This window comes from Rhodococcus sp. OK302 (assembly GCF_002245895.1).
GTDB lineage: Bacteria > Actinomycetota > Actinomycetes > Mycobacteriales > Mycobacteriaceae > Rhodococcus_F.
In genome coordinates this window covers 2,404,318-2,422,686 of record NZ_NPJZ01000001.1, presented here as the reverse complement: position 1 = coordinate 2,422,686, position 18,369 = coordinate 2,404,318, and the positions used below count along the sequence as shown (strand labels likewise).

At 62.8% G+C, this 18,369-nt stretch carries 17 protein-coding genes; 5 read left to right on the top strand and 12 right to left on the bottom strand.

Features of this window, described 5'->3' with window-relative positions:
- Positions 1-30: 30 nt before the first annotated feature.
- Both BDB13_RS11335 and BDB13_RS11330 read right to left on the bottom strand, forming a co-directional pair.
- Positions 31-876: a thioesterase family protein gene (locus tag BDB13_RS11335; protein ID WP_094271729.1), complete on the bottom strand. Its 846-nt coding sequence runs from the start codon at positions 874-876 to the stop codon at positions 31-33.
- Positions 876-1,520, bottom strand: coding sequence for a MerR family transcriptional regulator (locus BDB13_RS11330; protein WP_094271728.1), 645 nt, complete (start codon positions 1,518-1,520; stop codon positions 876-878). Before BDB13_RS11330 ends, BDB13_RS11335 begins: the two co-directional genes overlap by 1 nt.
- Positions 1,521-1,656: 136 nt before the next feature.
- Here BDB13_RS11330 and BDB13_RS11325 point away from each other — a divergent pair, with 136 nt between their 5' ends.
- The 4 genes from BDB13_RS11325 (at position 1,657) to BDB13_RS11310 (ending at position 7,632) form a co-directional block, all read left to right on the top strand.
- Positions 1,657-2,274: a TetR/AcrR family transcriptional regulator gene (locus BDB13_RS11325; RefSeq protein WP_094271727.1), complete on the top strand. Its 618-nt coding sequence runs from the start codon at positions 1,657-1,659 to the stop codon at positions 2,272-2,274.
- A 154-nt stretch (positions 2,275-2,428) separates the two neighbouring features.
- Positions 2,429-3,895 carry a wax ester/triacylglycerol synthase domain-containing protein gene (locus tag BDB13_RS11320; protein ID WP_094271726.1) on the top strand — a complete coding sequence of 489 codons (1,467 nt, stop codon included), beginning with the start codon at positions 2,429-2,431 and terminating at the stop codon, positions 3,893-3,895.
- 3 nt (positions 3,896-3,898) lie between these two features.
- Positions 3,899-6,202 (top strand): glycerol-3-phosphate 1-O-acyltransferase, encoded by a 2,304-nt coding sequence (locus BDB13_RS11315; RefSeq protein ID WP_094271725.1) that lies wholly within the window; start codon positions 3,899-3,901, stop codon positions 6,200-6,202.
- Positions 6,199-7,632: an HAD-IB family hydrolase gene (locus BDB13_RS11310; RefSeq protein WP_094271724.1), complete on the top strand. Its 1,434-nt coding sequence runs from the start codon at positions 6,199-6,201 to the stop codon at positions 7,630-7,632. Before BDB13_RS11315 ends, BDB13_RS11310 begins: the two co-directional genes overlap by 4 nt.
- A 54-nt stretch (positions 7,633-7,686) precedes the next feature.
- Here the strand turns inward: BDB13_RS11310 and BDB13_RS11305 are convergent, their stop codons facing one another.
- Genes BDB13_RS11305 through BDB13_RS11295 form a run of 3 tightly spaced genes read right to left on the bottom strand, consistent with a single transcriptional unit; the run spans position 7,687 to position 10,614 of the window.
- Positions 7,687-8,523, bottom strand: coding sequence for a sugar phosphate isomerase/epimerase family protein (locus tag BDB13_RS11305; RefSeq protein WP_094271723.1), 837 nt, complete (start codon positions 8,521-8,523; stop codon positions 7,687-7,689).
- 7 nt (positions 8,524-8,530) lie between these two features.
- Positions 8,531-9,664: a hypothetical protein gene (locus BDB13_RS11300; RefSeq protein WP_094271722.1), complete on the bottom strand. Its 1,134-nt coding sequence runs from the start codon at positions 9,662-9,664 to the stop codon at positions 8,531-8,533.
- On the bottom strand, positions 9,664-10,614 hold the full coding sequence (locus BDB13_RS11295) for a Ppx/GppA phosphatase family protein (protein WP_094271721.1): 951 nt from the start codon (positions 10,612-10,614) through the stop codon (positions 9,664-9,666). The genes BDB13_RS11300 and BDB13_RS11295 overlap by 1 nt, the downstream gene beginning before the upstream one ends.
- 66 nt (positions 10,615-10,680) lie before the next feature.
- Here BDB13_RS11295 and BDB13_RS11290 point away from each other — a divergent pair, with 66 nt between their 5' ends.
- A complete protein-coding gene (locus BDB13_RS11290) occupies positions 10,681-11,466 on the top strand; it encodes a hypothetical protein (RefSeq protein WP_094271720.1) in 786 nt (261 codons plus the stop codon).
- 68 nt (positions 11,467-11,534) lie between these two features.
- Here the strand turns inward: BDB13_RS11290 and BDB13_RS11285 are convergent, their stop codons facing one another.
- The 7 genes from BDB13_RS11285 to BDB13_RS11255 all read right to left on the bottom strand — a co-directional run bounded on the left by BDB13_RS11285 (position 11,535) and on the right by BDB13_RS11255 (position 18,329).
- On the bottom strand, positions 11,535-12,224 hold the full coding sequence (locus BDB13_RS11285) for a response regulator transcription factor (RefSeq protein WP_094271719.1): 690 nt from the start codon (positions 12,222-12,224) through the stop codon (positions 11,535-11,537).
- A complete protein-coding gene (locus tag BDB13_RS11280; protein ID WP_094271718.1) occupies positions 12,221-13,453 on the bottom strand; it encodes a sensor histidine kinase in 1,233 nt (410 codons plus the stop codon). Before BDB13_RS11280 ends, BDB13_RS11285 begins: the two co-directional genes overlap by 4 nt.
- 162 nt (positions 13,454-13,615) lie before the next feature.
- Positions 13,616-14,371: a phosphoglyceromutase gene (locus BDB13_RS11275; RefSeq protein WP_176459712.1), complete on the bottom strand. Its 756-nt coding sequence runs from the start codon at positions 14,369-14,371 to the stop codon at positions 13,616-13,618.
- Between the two features lie 84 nt (positions 14,372-14,455).
- Positions 14,456-14,962 carry a YbjN domain-containing protein gene (locus BDB13_RS11270; RefSeq protein WP_094271716.1) on the bottom strand — a complete coding sequence of 169 codons (507 nt, stop codon included), beginning with the start codon at positions 14,960-14,962 and terminating at the stop codon, positions 14,456-14,458.
- Complete coding sequence (mshA, locus tag BDB13_RS11265; protein ID WP_176459566.1) at positions 14,959-16,317, bottom strand: D-inositol-3-phosphate glycosyltransferase; 1,359 nt, start codon at positions 16,315-16,317, stop codon at positions 14,959-14,961. The genes BDB13_RS11270 and mshA overlap by 4 nt, the downstream gene beginning before the upstream one ends.
- 12 nt (positions 16,318-16,329) lie before the next feature.
- On the bottom strand, positions 16,330-17,157 hold the full coding sequence (locus tag BDB13_RS11260) for an alpha/beta fold hydrolase (RefSeq protein ID WP_094271714.1): 828 nt from the start codon (positions 17,155-17,157) through the stop codon (positions 16,330-16,332).
- Positions 17,103-18,329, bottom strand: coding sequence for an MFS transporter (locus tag BDB13_RS11255; RefSeq protein WP_094274848.1), 1,227 nt, complete (start codon positions 18,327-18,329; stop codon positions 17,103-17,105). The genes BDB13_RS11260 and BDB13_RS11255 overlap by 55 nt, the downstream gene beginning before the upstream one ends.
- Positions 18,330-18,369: the final 40 nt, after the last annotated feature.

Below are 18,369 nucleotides of genomic sequence, written 5' to 3'. Positions count from 1 at the left end.
ACAAGCCTGCCACGCCTGAAACGGACGTCCCTACCGGGGCATCATGGCGAGTTGCCGACTCTGGACGACGACTGCGCCGGTGCAATCGAGTACGTCGTGATCCTCTTCGAACCACGTGCTTCCCAGAACGTCCGAACTCGCGCGCACACGCAGCCAACCGGGTGCGGGAAGTCGCCGCAGGTAGGTGGTCAACTGCACTGTCGGTGCCCACCCGAACAGTCCGCGGTTCATCGTCACCGGGGCGCTGATGTCTCCGGTCATGATCGCGAACAACACGGCGGTGTCGATGTCGGCTTCGTCCTCGGGCCGCGGCCGCACCCAGGTCCGCACCTCGGGCTCACCTTGACGGCCGGTGAGGAAGTGAGCGGATGTCGTATCGATACGCATGTCACAGCCCTGACCGACGTGCACGATCTGTGCCATCGGGTGATCGCCGACGACGGAAACAGCGTGCTCCGACGGTTCCGCAGGCATGTCGTCGATCGACGACGCTGTCACGAAGGTCGGATCGTTGCCGTCGGGAAATCCGAGTGTGACCGAGGCGCGGACAGCAACCCGACCCACTTGACTCAATTCGACGTCCACCAAGGCAACTTGGCGCCCCTGCTTCTGGATTGTCACAACCAGGTCGACATCGCCGGGATCGGGAGCGGAGAGGTAGTTCGCACTGACTGCGAGGGGTTGCATCGCGAACACGCCCTCGTTCTCCCCCGCAGCGTCTCGCAAGGCCTGCCGGGCCGCGGCTGCACAGACGGCCATCATCGACCCACCGTGAACCTTCGGACCGATAGTCCAGATCGGATCGATGGTGGCGACGAACCGGCCGTCGCCGAGTGATGTCAGACGGTTCAGGTCACGAAAAGGGCTGGTGCTCATCAATTTTCCTCATTCAGTGTTTGGCCGCATTCAGCGTTGTCCGAGTGTTTCGCTGCTGCAAGGTCTTGGTGAGCCAGCCGCCGCAGGGCGGTCAGGACCGGCTCGTACATCGCGGTGCCGAGAACGGCATATCGAATTGCTTCTTCGGTCGATGCGGTCGGCATCAACTCGATTTCCGCTTCGGCGATCGCCCGGATGTGGTCGCCGTAGGCCCGCAAGCGAGTTTCCGACAGAGTCAGACCCGCATCCTCGAGTCCGATCAGCGCTTGTTCCAGGTGCGCGACCGCGACGTACCTCGGCTCGTATACCTGACCCAGAAATTCCAGAACCTTCTTCGCTCGGGGGAATTCGGCGTCCGGAGCAACGTCGACGTACGGAGGCAGTTGCGCAATCGCCCGGCCGAACGTCTCGAACTCCGGGTACTCGGTCGCTTCGATCAGTCGCAATACGGCCCGAATCCGCGGAATGGTCAGTCCGGCCCCGGAGAGTGCCCTGATCAATCCGAGTCGACGGATGTGGTCGCCGTCGTACCGAGCACCAGTTGCGCTGGTGGGCTCGCCGGGCATCAACAGGCCCTCACGCAGGTAGTACTTCACGGTGGGCAGTGCGACGCCGGATCGTGCCGACAGTTCGGAAATCTTCATCGCTCTCCCGTCCACAAGATTAGATACCAATACTATCCAACTGCTGCACCGTGCCGGATCCAGACCCCGGCGTGCACTACGCTCGGACGTTCTAGCGAACACTATGAAGAGAAGTCGAGCGGAGCTCACGCGCAACATGGCAACAGAAATCAATACACCGTCGGACACCTGGCGCACCGTCGATCCACTGACGTTGACGCCCCTGCTCAGCGCAGCCCTCGAGGTCTTCCACGAGTTCGGGTACCACGGCGCCTCAGTCCGCGACATTGCCAAACGTGCCGGTGTCACCGTCCCCACGTTGTACTACCACCACGGAAACAAGCAGGGCATCCTCGTGGCACTGATGATGACCGGAATCGAAGAAGTCACCACCCGCGCCCGAACAGCGGTCGACGCCGCAGGCTCCTCCCCGACCGATCAGTTCGGCAACCTCGTCGAAGCGTGCGTCCTCCACATGACCAGCCGCGCAGACATCGCATTCTTGGATTCCGAACTGCGCTACCTCGAGGACGAGGAACGAAAGGTCTACGCTGCCAAGAGAAAACATCTCGAGAACCTACTCGCCGACGTGTTGACTGCAGGTGTAACCCGAGGCGAGTTCGTTGCGGCCGATATCGCCGGCACCGTCCGAGCACTCTTGGGCATGTGCCAGTCAGTAGTCCTTTGGTTCCGACCCGACGGTCCCCAGACGCCCACAGAAGTGAGCGTTCTGTATCGAGAAATCGCATTGAAGGCCGTCGCAGTTTCCAATTAGCACCTCGATGTAACGGCAACCATCCCATTTGACCGTTTAGGCGAAGGTCACAGCGCGTCGCTGACACCGAAACCGGGACGCACCCTGGGTCGCGGGTCCACACTTAGACACAGAACGACGGGGTGGACCCGAAGACCGAGGGAGTTCTTGAAGTATGGCCGACAACAATCCATTTGTTCCTCCTAGTGCGGTCGACGTCGACCTATCCGCGGTCGCGTGGGGCGCGAACCGGACGATGTCCGATTTCGAGACCGGGATGTGGCGGATGGAAGAAGCGCAGCCGCAGTTGCGTTCGCCGATCGTCGCAGTTGAAGTTCTCGACCACGCTCCCGACTGGGACCGCCTGACCGAAGCACTCGAATGGGCGTCGCACATCGTCCCGCGCATTCGCATGCGCGCTGTCGAACCGGCTCTGCAGCTCGGCAATCCGGTCTGGTCTGTCGATCCCGAGTTCGACATCGGGTACCACCTGCGACGCGTGCGCCTGCCCGCTCCCGCAGATTTCGATCACGCTCTGCGGATGTGCCGGCACCTGGCCACCGAGCCTTTCGACAAGGCTCGTCCGCCGTGGAGCGCGCTACTCATCGAAGGTCTCGACGACGGTCGCGCGGTCTTCGTCGTCAAGACCCACCACTCCATCACCGACGGCATGGGCGGCATCCAGATGATGACGCTTCTGCACAGTCGACGCCCCGACCACACCCCCGACAAGCCGGATCGCACTCCGCCGCCCGCGGAGCGTTTGTCCTCGTTGGGCGCTTTCGGTGAGGAGGTGGCAGGCGATATCCGACGCGCCCCGTCCCGGGTGGCCAAGCTCGTTCGCGGTGCCGCGAGCATCGCGGCCACCGCGATCACTCAACCGATCGACACCGCCACCGAGGTCCTGGGTTACGCCAATTCGCTCCGCAGAATTGTCACACCACCGGCCCGGTCCGGCTCTCCACTGCTCCGCGAACGCGGACTCGGCCGCTGGTTCGGAACACTGGAAGTTGGTGTGCCCGAACTCAAGGCGGGCGCCAAGATGGCCGGCGGTTCCCTCAACGACGCCTATGTCGCTGCGCTACTCGGCGGATTCCGTCGGTACCACGACGCATTCGGGCAGTCGGTGAACAGCATCCCGATGGGTATGCCGGTAAGTATGCGCAGCGGTTCGGATCCGTCCGGCGGCAACAGGTTTGCCGCTGTGCGCTTCAGCGGGCCGATCTCCGAAACCGACCCGGCCAAGCGGATCCGGCAAGTCCGCGAAATCGTCCTGAACCTTCGTGAAGAACCTGCCCTCGACGCCCTCGATGTTGCGGCGCCGATCCTTTCACGCCTCCCGAATCAACTCCTCGCCAGCTGGTACTTATCCCAGTCGACCGGACTCGACCTGCAGGCGAGCAACGTTGCCGGCGTTCCTGTTCCGGTATATCTGGCCGGAGCGAAGATCGAGCGAATGTTCCCGTTCGGACCCGCTCCGGGCTGCGCCGTCATGGCGACGCTCGTCTCCCACGTCGGAGTGTGCTGCATCGGAATCAACCTCGACACCGCAGCCGTCACGAAACCTGCACTGTTCATGGACTGCGTGCAGGAAAGCCTCGACGAGATAGTGGCGCTCGGAACTGTTACGGAAGGTGCGTGAGCCATGCCTACCAGCGCAACCCGCCCGCAGGTCTACCTGACGGAGACCATGACCGAAGCGGAAGCCGGTGTCCTCCGAAAATGGCTCGCTGTCAAGGCACAGGGAACCACGAAGCCCGCGACAACCGTCGCCATCACGGACCGCACCCTCGCCGATCTCGCCCGACGAACCGACGATCCAATGCTCACGCCGCTCCGAGTCGTGTGGTTGCCGGACACACAGACCGAACAGAACGTCGTCCGACGCGTTCGGAATGCACTGGCACCGCGTGACCCACTGCACCCCGGCCGCAGTGCGCAACGCCGCACGCTGCGCACCGATCCCTCTCGATGCCAGGTCATCGAAGGAGAACCGGCACCGCTCAGCGACTTGGCGCGACGCCTCGACGAGAGCGGCAGTGGTTCGCTGCCCGAGTTCATTCGCCGTCAGGCGGCGTTGACTCTCGAGCGAACCGAACTCGGATTGATCGGCAACCAGTACAAGGTGTCGCGGTTCGTCGTCGACGAAATCACCGATACCCGCCGTTTCGCCACTGAGACAATGGCTTTGGCCGACCGTCTCGGCATCGCCGTCTCCGAGGTGGATCGGCGCGCCCGCGAATCGCTCCACGAGATGGTCGCGACTCAGACGCGTGAGGCCATCGCAGTGTGGGATCGCTTGGGTCGCTACTTCTCTCGCGCCTACACCATCGATGTCGACACCAGCAGATTCGAAGAACTGCGAGAGCTCAACAAGGAACATTCACTCGTGTTCCTCCCCAGCCACCGCTCCTACCTCGATCCACTGGTGCTGCGCCCCGCACTCATCAAGAACGGGCTTCCGCTCAACCATGTCCTGGGTGGGCTCAACATCAGCTTCTGGCCGATGGGTTCGATCCTCAAACGCAGCGGCACAGTCTTCATCCGTCGCACCATCGGCGACGACGAGGTCTACAAGTGGTCGATGCACGAGTACATGCGCTACCTACTCACCAAGCGCTTCAACCTCGAGTGGTACATCGAAGGTGGCCGCGGGCGCACCGGGAAACTACGTCCACCGCGCTTCGGACTGATGACCTACCTGGCCAAGGCATTTCAGGTCAGTGGCGCATCCGACGTCTACCTGGTACCCGTCGCACTGACCTACGACCAACTCTACGAAGTCGGAGCAATGGCTGCCGAAGCTCTCGGGGCCGAGAAGAAGCCCGAAGGTTTGCGCTGGATGATCGGCTACGTGCGCGCGCAGGGCAAAAGAAACGGCGTCGCACACGTGTCGATCGGGCGCCCGCTCTCCCTCGCCGACGCCCTCAGTCAGGAACCCGACCAGCGCCTGGCAATTCAGAAGGCCGCCATCGAGGTGTGCCACCGCATCAACGAGGTGACTCCGGTGACGGTCTCCTCCCTGGCAATGCTCGCATTCCTCGGCATCGAGGATCGCGCACTCACCGTCGCCGAACTCACCGCAATCCTCGAACCACTCTTCCGCTACATCACTGCGCGCAAACTTCCGCTTGCGGGCGACGTCGAACTCGACGATCCGCACGTCATCGAGAAGGCACTGCAGACGCACGTCGACTCCGGTGTGCTGATGCACTTCGACAAGGGCGGCGAGAAGGTCTTCTACCTGGGCAAAGATCAAGGTCTGGTCGCAGCGTTCTACCGCAACAACACCATTCACTTCCTTGTTGTCCGGGCAATCGCAGAACTGGTCCTGCAGGCGATGTCAGAAAAGAAGCCCACCGACCCCATCCTCGACGGCTGGAACGAGGCCAAACGCATTCGCGACTTGATGAAGTTCGAGTTCTTCTTCAGCGACCGCGATACCTTCGAAGAAGAGATGCGCACCGAACTGCACCTGATCGACCCCAATTGGGATTCGGTCACCGCAGACCCGGAACGTACCTCGCAGATCGTGCAAGAGATTCGGCCGTACCTCGCGCCGCGGGTACTCCAACCGTTCCTCGAGGCATACCAGGTGGTGGCCGATCAGTTGGTCCTGGCACCGGTCTCGAAATCTTTCGACGAAAAAACCTTCACCCGAACCTGTATCGACGTCGCCCACGAACGACGGTTGCGCCAACAAATCGCCAGTAGCGAATCCGTATCCGGTGAATTATTCGCCACTGCACTGAATTTGGCACGCAATCGCAATCTCGTCGAAGCCGATGACAACGACGTGACGGCGCGCCGGGAAGCGTTTGCCGAGGAAATTCGTGTACAGGTCGAGCGATTGCGCCACATCCGACGCCTCGCCCACGCTCGACTCGACGCATTCGAAAAACCCGATGCAGCCGAGAACACCACCCTTGACGAGGAAGCAGGACTGTGACCGGACTCGAACGTCTGCATGCCGCGATTGCCGCGGCACCTCCCGGACCCGACACCATAGCGGCATTCGACCTGGACGGCACCCTCATCAGCGGATACTCCGCCAGCGTTGTCTACCGGGATCGACTGCGCCGCTTGGATATCAGTGTCGGCGAACTGCTGCGCACCACCGGTGCCGCCATCGACACCCAGTTCCGGGGCGCCGACGTCGGTGCCCTGATGGACATCGGCGTCCGTGCACTGGCGGGCCGCACCGAAGAAGAGTTGAACGACTGGGGAAATCGGCTCTTCAAGCAGGAAATTGCGGCGATGATCTACCCCGATGCGCGCGGACTACTCGCAGCGCACCGCAAGGCTGGTCACACCATCGTGATGGCAACGTCTGCCACTCCGTTCCAGGCACGCAACGTCGCCGAAGATCTCGATATCGAAGACGTCCTGTGCACCCAACCCGAAGTGGTGGACGGCATGCTCACCGGCGAACTGACGACGCCGGCGCTCTGGGGTCCGGCCAAGGCAAACGCGCTCACCGAGTATGCCGAAAAACGTGGCGCAGCCATGAGAGATGCTTTTGCCTATTCCAATGGCGCCGAAGATGTTCCGATGCTCGAAGCCGTCGGCCGGCCGGTTGCACTCAATCCGGATCGCGCACTGGCCAAAACTGCCAGACTCAACGGTTGGCCCAGCGTCACGTTGCGTAAACCGCAGCGCGGCGCGACCCCGATCTCCACGATCCGTACCGCCACCGCGATGGGCGCCCTTGCCGCGACCGCCGTGGTGGGAGCGTCGGCCGGATTGGTCATGGGCAACCGGCAACTGGGAGCCAACCTCGTCGGCACCTACGGCCCGGACATCTCGCTGTCGCTGCTCGGCATCGACGTCGAAATCGACGGTGAGCACAACGTGTGGGATCAGCGTCCCGCAGTCTTCATGTTCAACCATCAAAGCTCACTGGACATGCTGGTTCTGGGCACCGTCATCAAACGCGACGTGACCGGAGTAGCCAAGAAGGAAGCCGCCAACGACCCCCGGTTCATACCGATCGGGGCCTTGCTGGACGTGGCGTACATCGATCGCAGTAACACCGACAAGGCAAAGGCCGCACTACAACCCGTCGTCGACAAGCTCAAGAGCGGCGTCTCCATTGTCATTGCGCCGGAGGGAACCCGTTCCCCCACACCGAAACTCGGAGCCTTCAAGAAGGGCGCCTTCCATATGGCAATGCAGGCGGGCGTTCCGATTGTGCCGGTCGTGATTCACAATGCCGGAGAGCGCATGTGGCGCAATTCTCTTGTCGCGCATCCGGGTCCGGTCTACGTCTCGGTTCTCGACCCCATCCCTACCGCGGACTGGGAACTCGAGGATCTCGATACTCGTATCGAGGAAGTCCGAGCGAAGTTCGAGGCTACGTTAGCCGCCGGACACCGCTGAGTCGGTGGTTTCCCCACAACTGCACGGTTGTGGGGAAACCATTCATGCGTGCGCTTAGTCAGCTGCAAGGTGCTCGCGGGCAAACGCGAGGGCCTGCGCCAGCATCGACGACCTCTCGCGTCGGGTCCGAGCATTTTGTGTATTGATTTCGATGACCGCCTGGCCGGTAAACCCGGTGGCGACAAGATGTTGGCACAGTTCGGCGCACGGCTGCGAACCGTGCCCCGGAATCAAGTGCTCGTCCATCGAGGCTCCCCGACCGTCCGCCAGGTGCAGGTGCTGAAGTCCGGAACCCATTCGTGCCGCAAGCGCGAAAGCATCCATTCCCGCCGTTGCAGTGTGGGACAGGTCAAGTGTGTAGTGCGCGTGGTCGGAATCGGTGGGATCGTACGACGGGCTGAAAGCCGACAACGCGGCACCCGGACCTCCACGCTTACGAAGCCGCTCCGCTGATTTGTCCTTGCCGCCGAAGAAGCTGTCGGCGCGCATCGGAAACATATTCTCGACTGCCACGACGATGCTGCTTCGTGATTCGAGTTCTGCCACCTGATCCGGAAAGCCGTCGGCGTACTTTCGCTGCCAACGGAACGGCGGATGCACGACCACCGTGGCAGCGCCCAACGTTTCCGCAGTGCGTACCGAACGCTCGAGCTTCTCGATCGGATCGGCGCCCCACACCCGCTGCGAAATCAGCAGGCACGGTGCGTGAACCGCCTGCACCGGAATCTGGTACTTGCGCACCAATGCTGCAACGGCACCGATGTCCTGGCTGACGGACTCCGCCCACACCATCAACTCGATACCGTCGTAACCCAGTTCAGCCGCATAGCGAAACGCAGCTTCGGTGTTCTCGGGATACACCGAAGCCGTCGACAAGCCCACAGCAATCATCGGCAAATCAACCTGAAGTCAACAAGAACGCCAGCGGACCCAACGTCACGATCATGCCGACAACCACCGCGATCACAAAGCTGGTGATGTCATCGGTTTTCCGCAGAACTCGAACAACCGCAACCAGGCCGACGATCACGATCAGCGCAAGCACCAACGCCACCCACGGGAGCATGTCCCACAGTTTCTCGAAGCCCTTGAACATCGCACCGCCGATGATGAGAGCAACAACAACCTGCCCGGCCAGCATCGCCCATTCGCGGATGGAACTGCGATTGTCGGATTCTGCTGTTTCCGCGTCCTCGGTTGCTACTTCCACCGGGGCAACCGCCGCATCCGCCACCGGATTCTCCGTCGGAGAACCCAGTGCATCCGTCATGTCTACGACGGCAGTCTCTGCGGGATCCGCGTCGACCTTGTCGGTCACCCTGTCCATCAACTCCGTGCTGACATCCACGGATGGGGCAGGCGGGGCAGTCGGAGCGACTCGGGGAGGCAGGACAGGCGCCCGCATAGCCGGGCTCTGCGCGTTCTGAGCGACCTCACGCTCTTGGCGCATAAGGTCACCGGCCAACGTCTGGCCCGACAGCAATGCGGGCTCCTGCGTCACCCGGGCAGGAGCGACCGGCATCGACTTGGCCGGCGCGGCCGGTACCGACTTGGCCGGCGCGGCCGGTACCGACTTGGCCGGCGCGGCCGGTTGCTTCGACGGCGTCCGGCTCACCCACTGACCCGGCACGCTCTTGGAGACCGGCTTGTGGAGATCGATCTGAGTCTCGTCGACGGGCCTCGTCGCAACCGGCTTCGTCTCGACAGGCTTGGCCACATCAGGCTTTGCCTCGACCGGCTTCGTCTCGACAACCTTGGCCACATCAGGCTTCGCCACATCAGGCTTCGCCTCGACGGGCTTCGTCGCGACGGCGGCTTTCGGTTCCGTGACTGCTTCTGGTTCCGTGACTACGTCGGGCTCAGCGGCCGAACGGGAACCGGCAGGCCGAACGATCGGAATCTCACCGGTCAGTTCTGCTACGGAGATGCCACCGGCAACACCGCGGCGCCGACGCCCACCTCGGGATTCGACGCTCTGACCGTTCCGCTTGAGCAGTTCCGCTACCGAAATCTGCTGACTGTCCTCGGTCATCAAGCACTCACCACCAATTCACCGCCCATTTCTGTGTCGAGCTTTCGCAGAATCAGACCTTCGCGCAGTGCCCACGGACAAATTTCCAATTCGTCCACTCCGAGCGCCCGCATGGTTGCTTCCGCGATGAGCGCGCCGGCCACAATCTGCTGTGACCGATCCGCACTCACTCCTTCCAATTCTGCACGGTCTGACGCCGTCATCCTGGATATGAAGGCTATGAGTTGCCTGAGTCCGCTGGCCGTCAGGGTCCGCTTAGCGCGCGGCCCGGCTGCCGACGGCGCTGCTCCGGTGAGCCGCGCGAGTGAGCGGAAAGTCTTCGAGGTACCGACGGTCCGGTCCCAATCCCCCGCTGCGCGGAGCTCCTTTGCTGGTCCGAGGAGTTCTGCGTCCAGCCAGTCGCGCAGTACAGCGACGCGGCGCTTGCCGGGAGGGTCGGCTTGGAGCCAGTCACGGGTCAACCGTCCGGCACCGAGCTGCAGTGAGAACGCGACATCCGGATCTTCGTCGCCGCCGGCTGTGAGTTCGAGAGAACCGCCACCGATGTCCAGATTGAGGATGCGTCCGGCGCTCCAGCCGTACCAACGGCGAACCGCGAGGAAGGTCAATCGGGCTTCGTCGACGCCGGAGAGAACCTCGAGCCGGACGCCGGTTTCTTCGCGGACCCGGGCGAGGACGGCTTCCGAGTTGTTGGCGTCACGCACTGCGGAGGTGGCAAACGCCATCATCTCCTCGCACCCGGACGTCTTGGCGATTCCGGCGAATTCCGCCACCGTCGAGACGAGGCGATCAGCTCCGGAAACCGTGATGTCTCCGCGGTCGTCCGTGTTCTCCGCCAGCCGCAAGGTGGACTTGGTGGAGCTCATGGGTGTGGGGTGGCCGCCACGATGGGCGTCCACAACCAATAGATGGACGGTATTGCTTCCGACGTCGAGTACCCCTAGTCGCACATCGCCACGGTACTGGGTCTACGGTCTGCCCTTGTGACAGCAGGTAACCCAGACCGGTCCCACAAGATGACTCCTAGCCCCGAGGTCGACCTCGACTTCCCTCGCGAGTGGGTCGAATTTGTCGACCCCGACAACTCCGAGCACCTCATTTCCGCAGATATGACCTGGCTTCTCTCGCATTGGACCTGCGTGTTCGGCACGCCGGCGTGCCAGGGCATTCTCAGCGACCGCCCGGACGACGGATGCTGCTCGCACGGCGCCTTCCTCTCCGATCAGGAGGATCAGGACAAGCTCGATGCGTCAGTGAAAATGCTCACAGCTGACGACTGGCAGTTCATGGAGAAGGGTCTCGGCAAGAAGGGATACGTCGAGGAAGACGATCTCGAGGACGAGCCGGCGCTCCGAACTCGCCGCTACAAGGGTGCGTGCATTTTCCTGAACCGACCGGATTTTGCGGGCGGTCCCGGTTGCGCGTTGCACTCGATGGCTCTCAAGAAGGGCATCGAGCCCCTCGAAGTGAAGCCGGACGTGTGCTGGCAACTCCCGATCCGTCGTACCCAGGACTGGGTGGACCGCGCGGACGGAGTCCAGATCCTCAAAACCACCATCACCGAATACGACCGTCGAGGTTGGGGCGAGGGCGGCGACGAGCTTTCCTGGTACTGCTCAGGTTCACCTGACGCCCATGTGGGCCAGAAGCAGGTGTGGCAGTCGTACGGTCCCGAGTTGACGGAGATGCTCGGCAAGGCCGTTTACGACGAGCTGTCGCGCCTCTGTAGGCGTCGTGCGGGGTTGGGGCTTATCGCAGTCCATCCGGCGACGACAATCGCTCAGAACAACGCTCAGCGCTGATCTACAAGCTCAGAAAATAATTCGGCCGCCCACGCAGTTGCGTGGGCGGCCGAATTTTGTGATGCGGGTCAGCCTTCGAGCTTGTATCCCAAGCCGCGAACGGTGACGAGGTGTTCCGGCTTGGCCGGGTCGGATTCGATCTTCGATCGCAACCGCTTCACGTGTACGTCAAGGGTTTTCGTGTCGCCGACGTAGTCGGCTCCCCAGACTCGGTCGATCAACTGACCACGGGTGAGCACTCGACCGGAATTGCGGAGCAGGTATTCGAGCAGATCGAATTCCTTGAGCGGCAACGTGACCGGATTTCCACTCACCTGGACCACATGACGCTCGACGTCCATCCGGACCGGTCCGGCTTCGAGCACACCGTTGTCGGACGCCAGATCAGCCTCGTTCTCGGCGCCGCGTCGCAGCACGGCGCGGATGCGGGCGATCAGTTCGCGAGCCGAATACGGTTTGGTCACATAGTCGTCCGCGCCGAGTTCCAGGCCGACAACCTTGTCGATCTCACTGTCGCGTGCAGTCACCATGATGACCGGGACACCCGAACGGGTGCGCAGAGCCTTGCACACGTCGGTGCCGCTCATGCCGGGCAGCATGAGGTCCAGCAGGACGATATCCGCGCCACTGCGGTCGAATTCCGCCAGCGCCGACGGCCCGTCGGTGACGATGGTCGTCTCGAAGCCTTCCTTGCGGAGCAGGAACGCCAGCGGATCCGCCAACGACTCCTCGTCTTCCACGATCAGCACACTCGTCATCGTTTGGCCTCCATGCCTTGATCTTTACTGCCTGGGTCTCGTCTGCCGATCCGCGCGGAACCGGTGGTTCCCGAATCGTCAGAGTCGATGTCGTCTTCTTCCACATGCGCTGGAATCTGCATCGTGAAGGTAGATCCGGTTCCTGGTTTGCTCCATAAATCGATGGAGCCGTTGTGGTTGGCTGCAACGTGTTTGACGATCGCGAGCCCGAGACCGGTACCGCCGGTCTGACGTGAACGCGCTTTGTCGACGCGAAAGAATCGCTCGAATACGCGTTCCTGGTCGGCTTTCGCGATTCCTTCCCCGCGGTCGGTGACGGCGACTGCGATATTGCCTCCGCGCACCGACCTACTCACCGAGACGGGAGAACCCTTGGGCGAGTATGCAATCGCATTCTCGATGAGGTTGGACAATGCTGTCACAAGCAGCGTCTGATCGCCGAGCACTTCGAGCCCACTGGGGTGATCGGTGGTGACGGTAATTCCGGCCGCCTCAGCGGAGAGTCTCGATCGCGACAGCGCTTCGGACACAACAGTATCCACATCGACGACATCGAGATCGGGAAGCTTTTCTGCACCCTGCAAACGTGAGAGCGCGATCAGCTCCGTGACCATCTTGCCCAGTCGAATCGATTCACTGTGCACTCGTTCGCCGAAGTGCCGCACCGATTCCGGATCGTCAGCCGATTCCAGCAACGCCTCGGCCAGCAGGCTCATGGCGCCGACCGGAGTCTTGAGTTCGTGACTGACGTTGGCGACAAAATCGCGTCGGGTCGCTTCCATCCGGACCTGCTCGGAATCGTCGTCGGCAAAAAGAACCACAAAATTGCGGTCGTCCTTGCTGAGCAAACGCGCTGTGCCACGTACCGCGATCCTTTCGCGGCCACGTTGAACGGTTTTTGCCGTCAGATCCAACTCGACGGGTTGACCGGTCTCGAGCACCTTCTGCGCGGCCTGCCAGGCCCGCTCCTCGACCAGTCGATTCTTGACGAGGCCGAGTTCTTCGGCGCGGGGGTTGAACAGCACCACGTCGTGGAAACCGTCGACAACGGCGATGCCGCTCTCCGAAGCCAACACGATCAAGTCCAGGACCTGCGACATGGTCAGCCCGGTTTGCTCGGCAACTCGTTGTTTGTGGCGTGAGTTCAACCGCGGAATCAGCACACCCCCGACGAGGTAACCGACCAAGCCGCCGATCACGACCAGCAGCACTCCCGTTGCGACACTCACGGCGCAATCGTACGTTCGAGTGACGAGTTCGTTACGGCGGGTTCGGGCATTTCCACCCACGTAATCCGCCCGGTGGACTGCGTTGGCGTGCTGTTCATCTTCTGTTGGCCGAAACCCCCCGAACTCACTGTTCGAGGGGTTTCGGAGGTCACCATGTCAGGACTACTTCGCGCCCTGATTCGCGACTGCGGCAGCGCCTGCTGCGGCGGCGGCAGGATCGAGGTACGTGCCACCGCGGTTGAGCGGCTTCAGGTTCTCGTCCAGGTCGTATCGCAGCGGAATACCCGTCGGGATGTTGAGGCCCGCAATGTCCTCGTCGGAAATTCCGTCGAGGTGCTTGACCAAAGCACGCAGCGAGTTACCGTGCGCGGTGACGAGCACGTTCTTGCCGGCGAGCAGGTCCTTCGAGATCGTGTCCTCCCAGTACGGGATGAGTCGCTTGACGACGTCGAGCAGGCATTCGGTCAGCGGGACCTCACCGATGTCCGCGTAACGCGGATCTGCGTCCTGGCTGTATTCGCTGCCGGCTTCGATGGCGGGCGGCGGGGTGTCGTAGCTACGACGCCACAGCATGAACTGCTCGTTGCCGTATTCCTCTTTGGTCTGTGCCTTGTCCTTGCCCTGCAGGGCGCCGTAGTGGCGCTCGTTGAGGCGCCAGTCGCGGACGACGGGGATCCAGTGGCGATCGGCGGCGTCGAGCGCGATGTTGGCGGTGCTGATCGCACGGCGCAGCAGTGAGGTGTAGAGAACGTCGGGAAGGAGGTCGTGCTCGGCGAGCAGTTCGCCGGCGCGCTTACCTTCGGCCATGCCCTTGTCGGTCAGGTGGACGTCCACCCAGCCGGTGAACAGATTGAGTGCATTCCATTCGCTCTCGCCGTGGCGGAGCAGGACCAGGGTTCCGATAGTCATGCCGTCAATCCTGGCACGAGCGCATCCGCGAGCGCCGACCACCTTGGCTCTGCGGTACGCACGTGGGTATTTCTGCACTCAGGCTCGGGTGATCTATTCGGCCGTCGACCCCGACGCTGATTCTTCGATGAGGTGCTTGAACGGTTGCAGGTTCGCCAACGACTCGCCTCGCGAGACACGCCACGCCCACTCACGCTTGATGGACGAGAAGAAACCGAGTTCGAGAATGACGTTGAAATCGCCGTCGGCTGCCTCGAGTACCTGGCCCAGGACCCGGTCCAGTTCGTCGGCGGTCACGGCATGCTCGGAGATCTTGCCGACAAGATAGATGTCCCCGACTTTGTCGAGGGTGTACGCCACCCCGTACAAGCGACGGTTCCGCTTGAGCAGGAACTTGTAGACGCCCTCGAAATTCTCGTCGGCCTTGCGGCAGACAAACGCCTCGACGCGGACACCGTGGTTGCCGACGGTCAGCAGCGTCGACGTCTTGAGCTTGTGCTCACCGGGTAGTTCGACGATGAAATGGGCGTCGTCGCGCTTGGTGAATTCGAGTTCGCGCTCGGTGAGTGCTTGCTCGATAGTGTCCGAAATGCTGCTCATGTACGCACTCCCCCGGTCCGTCGCAAGCGCCACAGGCCCCGCGCGCGGCGAGGCGAGAAGTCACTGGGACCGGTTCCGTTGTTGTAGTTGATGCCGGCTTTGCGGTAGCTCTCGAGCAATCCGTCGGCGGTGTGTTCCCACGAGAAATCCTCGGCGTGACGGGGTGCTTGCTCTGCCAATGCCGCGAGTCGAGCCGGCTCGGTGACCAAGGATTCGAGAGCACCGGCCCAGTCCTCGGTCTTGTGGCCCTGCACCAACAACCCAGTTTCACCGTTGCGCACGGCAACGCCCAAACCTCCGACGTCGGCGGCGATCACCGGCGTTCCACACGCTTGTGCCTCGATGGCCACCAGACCGAAGGACTCCGAATAGCTCGGCACTGCAACAAGATCCGATGCCCGGTACACGTCGACCAGCCGCTCCGGCGCCTGCGGCGGCATGAAGGTCACCTGCGCCGTGATGCCGAGGCTGCGCGCGAGTTCGATCAACACGTCCGGCCGAGCCAGCCCGGTTCCGGAGGGTCCGCCCACCACCAGGATGCGCAGCGGCAATCCCGGCTGACGCGAGATGACCTCGGCAGCGGCACGCAAAAGCACGTCGGGCGCCTTGAGCGGTTGGATGCGCCCGACAAACGTCACGATCACTTCGTTCGGGTTCAAACCCAACGACGCACGAGCCTGATCGCGGTTACCCGGTCGATAGCGAGTGAGGTCCGCCCCCGGGGCGACGACGTCGATACGCGTCGGATCGGCTCCGTAGAACTCGTGGAGCGCCTTGGCCTCGTCGGTGGTGTTCGCGACCAGTCGATCGGACTCGGCAACCACCTGTTGCTCACCGATCTGACGAGCCGCCGGTTCGGGAGTATCACCCTCGGCCATCGACAGGTTCTTGACGGCTGCCAGTGTGTGCGCGGTGTGGACGAGTGGCACACCCCAGCGGTCGCGGGCCAACCAGCCGACCTGACCGGACAACCAGTAATGCGAATGGATCAGGCTGTAGTAGCCGGGTTCATGACGCGCTTCCTCACGCAGAACTCCGGCGACGAATGCGCAGAGTTGCGTCGGCAGATCCGCTTTGTCGAGGCCTTCGAACGGCCCGGCAGCGATATTGCGCACCCGGACCCCCGGTGCAGCCTCGACGACAGGGGCATCTGCAGACGACGTCGCACGAGTGAAAATCTCCACCTCGACGCCACGTTTTGCGAGCTGAATCGCGGATTGCAGGACGTAGACGTTCATCCCACCTGCATCACCGGTGCCGGGTTGCGCCAAGGGCGAGGTGTGGACCGAGAGAACGGCCACCCGGCGAGGGCGCGAAAAGTGCGTGGGAGTCACGGTTCCATAGTGCCCCCTCACCGGGTTCGAGTTCTAACCGAGGCCGGAGATGAAGTCGCTCACTTCCGACACGAATCGACTGGGATCTTCGACGAACGGCCCGTGATTGCACCCTTCCCAGTACGACGCCTGGGCCTTCGGAATGAGTTCTTCGGCGTGCTTACCTGCGCTCACGTCGACGACGGAGTCCTCGGTGCCGTGCAGAACGAGTACCGGGATGTCGAGGGAGCGGAGCAGGTCGTCGTGACCGACGGCACGGTTGAACAGCGCTGCGCGCACGCGTGGGCGGGTCTCCAGGCTCGCGCCGAACAGCGCCTGCGACTGCGCGCCTTTGCCTTCCGGCGGTCCGGTGAGGGCGTTGCCGAAAGCGCCGAGTGCGCGGATCGCCTCGCGGGGATCTTCGGACATCGCGCCGGGGACTGCGGTGCGCATCGCCGATCCGACCTTGCCGCCCTTCTCGCCGCGTCCGATGCTGGTGATCGCTCCCACCAGAACGGCTCCGGCAACCGCGCCGGTGCCATGCGCGGCCAGGTAATCGCAGATCACCAGTCCGCCGTACGACCAACCGAGCAGCACCGCGTTCTCGGTGATGCCCTCGGCCGCCAGGATCGCGGCAACGTCGCCGGCCCAGTTCGCGGACTCGTCGTAACCGGCTTCCGGGGCGTCGGAGTAGCCGTGTCCACGGAGATCGACGGCGATCAGCCGGTACCGCGACGCCAGATCGCTCAGGACCTGTTCGCCCCAGCACTGCGAGGACTGCGCCCAGCCGTGCAGCAACACGAGAGGCGTCGCATCAGGATTTCCGGTTACTCGATAGACGATGGACGTGCCGTCGACGCTGACGGCTTCACGAATAGACATGCCGTCACGATAGAGGCTGTGACAGCGGCACCGACGGCAAGCATGTAAGCGGAATGCACGTCGTACCGGTCGATCAACTGCCCGGCCAGGGCCGATCCGAATGCCACGCCCACGCCGAGTCCGGTGACAGTGAGCGTCATACCTTCGGTGAGTTTCTCGGGTGGAACGATCTGCTCGACGAGGGCCGTGGCGATGATCAGCGTCGGCGCGATGGTTGCGCCGGCCAAGACGTAGGCACCCGCCAGGGCCGCAACATTGCCGACGAGCAAGAGTGGGACGCTCAGAATCGTGACAGCCGCCGAGGCGATCATCAGTTGTCCGCGCAGCGATCTCCGCGGATGCATGGAGCCGAATATCAGGCCCACGAGTCCCGATGCACCGGCAAACAACGCAAGAAGGACCGTCGCGGAACCCGGTGAGTTCTGCTCTTTCGTGAATGCGATGGCACCCACGTCGATGACGCCGAAGATGGTCCCCAGCATCACCATCACGACGATGAGAATCCACATTGCCGGGTTCGCTAGTACCGAACGGCCACGGCCCGGTCGACGCGGATGAATCTTGGGTTCCGTCGATCGTTGCGCCACCAGCAGGAGCGTGCCGACGACCAGCAGGATCAGCCCCACCAATGGTCCGGCTTCGGGAAAGAGACTGATACTCAACCCGACCGAGACGACGGGGCCGACCACGAAGCAGAGTTCGTCGACCACGGATTCGAAGGCAAAGGCCGTGCGCATCTGAGGCTGTCCGGCGTAGATCGCCACCCACCTGGCTCGGACCATGGCACCGATGGTCGGGGTCGCGCCGGCAGGGACCACCAGCGCGAACAGCAGCCACACCGGTCCCTCGAACCGGACCGCGAGCAACAGCGTGCCGATCGAAATGGCACTGACCCCGGCGGCCAACGGCAGTACTGCACGCTGACCGAAGCGGTCGACGGCACGGGAGACAGCGGGCGCGATCACGGCGCACGAGAGCGCGAACACCGCAGCCAGTGCGCCGGCAAGGGCGTAGTCGCCACGTAATTGCGAGATCATCGTCACGATCCCGATGCCGATCATCGCAATCGGCAGTCGCGCGATGAATCCGGCGGCCGAGAAGGCCACCGATCCGGGAGCGGCAAAGATCTCTCGATAGGCGCCCATCAGGCCTTTGTCAGCGGATTCGGTCATGATTGCTTCTCGTACACCGATCAAGGTTCACAGAGCCGAG